Origin of the sequence: Streptomyces nanshensis, assembly GCF_001751255.1 — a bacterium.
Taxonomy (GTDB): Bacteria; Actinomycetota; Actinomycetes; order Streptomycetales; family Streptomycetaceae; genus Streptomyces; species Streptomyces nanshensis_A.
Window position 1 is genome coordinate 1 of the sequence record NZ_LJGW01000072.1, and the last position, 2257, is coordinate 2257.

1 pseudogene is annotated in these 2257 nt (G+C 76.9%); it reads right to left on the reverse strand.

What is annotated here, in order from left to right:
* Nucleotides 1–215: 215 nt before the first annotated feature.
* Nucleotides 216–2257, reverse strand: a pseudogene (locus AN218_RS03565) ([protein-PII] uridylyltransferase); the annotation flags it as partial.

Sequence of the window (2257 nt, forward strand, 5' to 3'; positions counted from 1 at the left end):
CGCAGCGCGGGCGGCAGCGGACCGTACTCGGCGGCCACCCGCCAGGAGAGCAGCAGCACGGCCTCGTCGTCGCGGGACCCGGAACCGTCCGAACCCGAACCGCCGGGCCCGGAACCGCCGGCGGCCGCGTCCGGGCCCAAGTGCCCGCCGGGAGCCGCCTGTTCACCGGAGCCGACGCCCGAGCCCGCCGCGNCACCGGAGCCGACGCCCGAGCCCGCCGCGTCCGCCGAATCCGCCGCGTCCGGCTCAGGCCCGCCCCCGGCCACCTCCTCCGGGAGCCGCATCATCCGCAGGTCCGCCGCACGTACCGTCAGCCGGTGCAGCGCCAGTACGCCCGCCACCGCGGGCAGCACTCCCATCGCGTACGCACCGCTCCCGGCGCCGCCCACCGGCATCCCCGGTGCCTCGTCGTCCGCGTCCGGATGGGCGCCCGGCTGCCCGGGGCCGGGGCGGACGGGCACGGTGACCAGCAGTTCGGCGCCGACCGGACCGCTGTGCTCCTCCTGCCCCTCGTACGCGTCGTGCTCGCCGTGCTCGCCGCGAGCCTCGCGCTTCTCCTCCGGGACGTTCCCGGAGGTGCGCCGTGCCGCGCTCAGCGTGAGCGCCGGACCCCGTCTGCGCCATGACTCGACCGCGAGCCGCTCGGCCTCCGCGGACGGTACGAACGGCTCGGTGTGCTCCTCGACGGCCTCCCCTGCCAGCACCCCGGAGACCCGCTTGACCAGGTCCGCGACGAGGGTGCCCCGCCAGGCCGACCAGGCCGCGGGCCCGGTGGCCAGCGCGTCCGCCTCCGTCAGGGCATGCAGCAGTTCGAGCGTGCGGACGCTTCCGACGGCGTCCGCGACGGAACGGATCGTGGCCGGGTCGTCCAGGTCGCGCCGCGTCGCCGTCTCCACGAGCAGCAGATGGTGGCGTACGAGCCGGGCCAGGACGTCCGCGTCGCGCGTGCCGAAGCCCATGCGGCCCGCCATGTCGTGGGCGATGGTCTCCCCCACGATCGAGTGGTCGCCGGGCCAGCCCTTGCCGATGTCGTGCAGCAGCGCCGCGACGAGCAGCAGGTCCGGCCGCTGCACGCGCCGCGTCAGCGCCGAGGCGCGCACCGCGGTCTCCACGAGATGACGGTCGACGGTGAAGCGGTGCACGGGGTTGCGCTGCGGGCGGCAGCGCACCCGCTCCCAGTCCGGCAGCAGCCGGCTGACGAGTCCCCCGGCGTCCAGCGCCTCCCACACGGGCACCGTCGCCTCGCCCGCGCCGAGCAGGGTGACGAACTCCTCGCGGGCCTCCGCGGGCCACGGCAGCGGAAGGTTCGGCGCCGCGGCGAGCCGGCGTACGGCGGGCAGTGCCAGCGGCAGCCGGGCCTGTGCGGCTGCGGCGGCGGCACGCAGCGGCAGTACGGCGTCCCGCTCGGGCCGTGCCGTACGGGCGAGGACCGCCTCGCCCCCGTGCTCGACGACGCCGTCGGCCAGCGGCGTACGCTCCCGCGCGGACGGTCCCCGCGAGGAGGACCCGCGGCGCCCGCCGTCCCTCGCCCCGAGGACCCGGCCCACTTCGCGCCAGGTCACATCGGCGGCATAGGAGATCGTGCGGGCCGCCTCGTAGACCTGCCGCAGCAGGGCGTCCGCGTCCGCGAGGCCCAGCTCCGCGGCGACCTGGTCCTGGTCCTGGAGCGCGAGCCGGTCGGTGGCACGCCCCGTGGAGAGATGGAGCGCGTCGCGTACGTCGAGCAGCGTCTCGCGGGCCCGCGCCAGTCCGTCGCGCGGAGCGTCGGCGAGCCAGGAGGCGGCGACGGCCCGCAGCGCGGTGGCGTCCCGGAGCCCGCCGCGGGCCTCCTTCAGATCGGGTTCCAGCAGAAAGCGCAACTCGCCGTGCATGCGGGCCCGTTCCGCGGCCGTCTCGCGCAGCTCCGGCAGCCGTGCCGCGGCGCGGGCGCGCCACTGGGCGAGGGCGGTGGCGCGCAGTTGGGCGGTGAGCGTCCCGTCGCCCGCGATGTGCCGCGCGTCCAGCAGCCCGAGCTGCACCTTGAGGTCCTCGCGCGCGGTGGCCTGCGCCTCGTCGGGCGTACGCACGGAGTGGTCCAGCGAGATCCCCAGGTCCCAGACCGGATACCAGAGCCGGTCGGCGATCCGCGCGATGCCGTCGGGTCCGGCGATGCCGTCGTGCAGCAGAAGCAGGTCGAGGTCGCTGCGCGGGGAGAGTTCACCGCGTCCGTAGCCGCCGACGGCGACCAGGGCGACGCCCGGTCCGGCGTCGCCCAGCA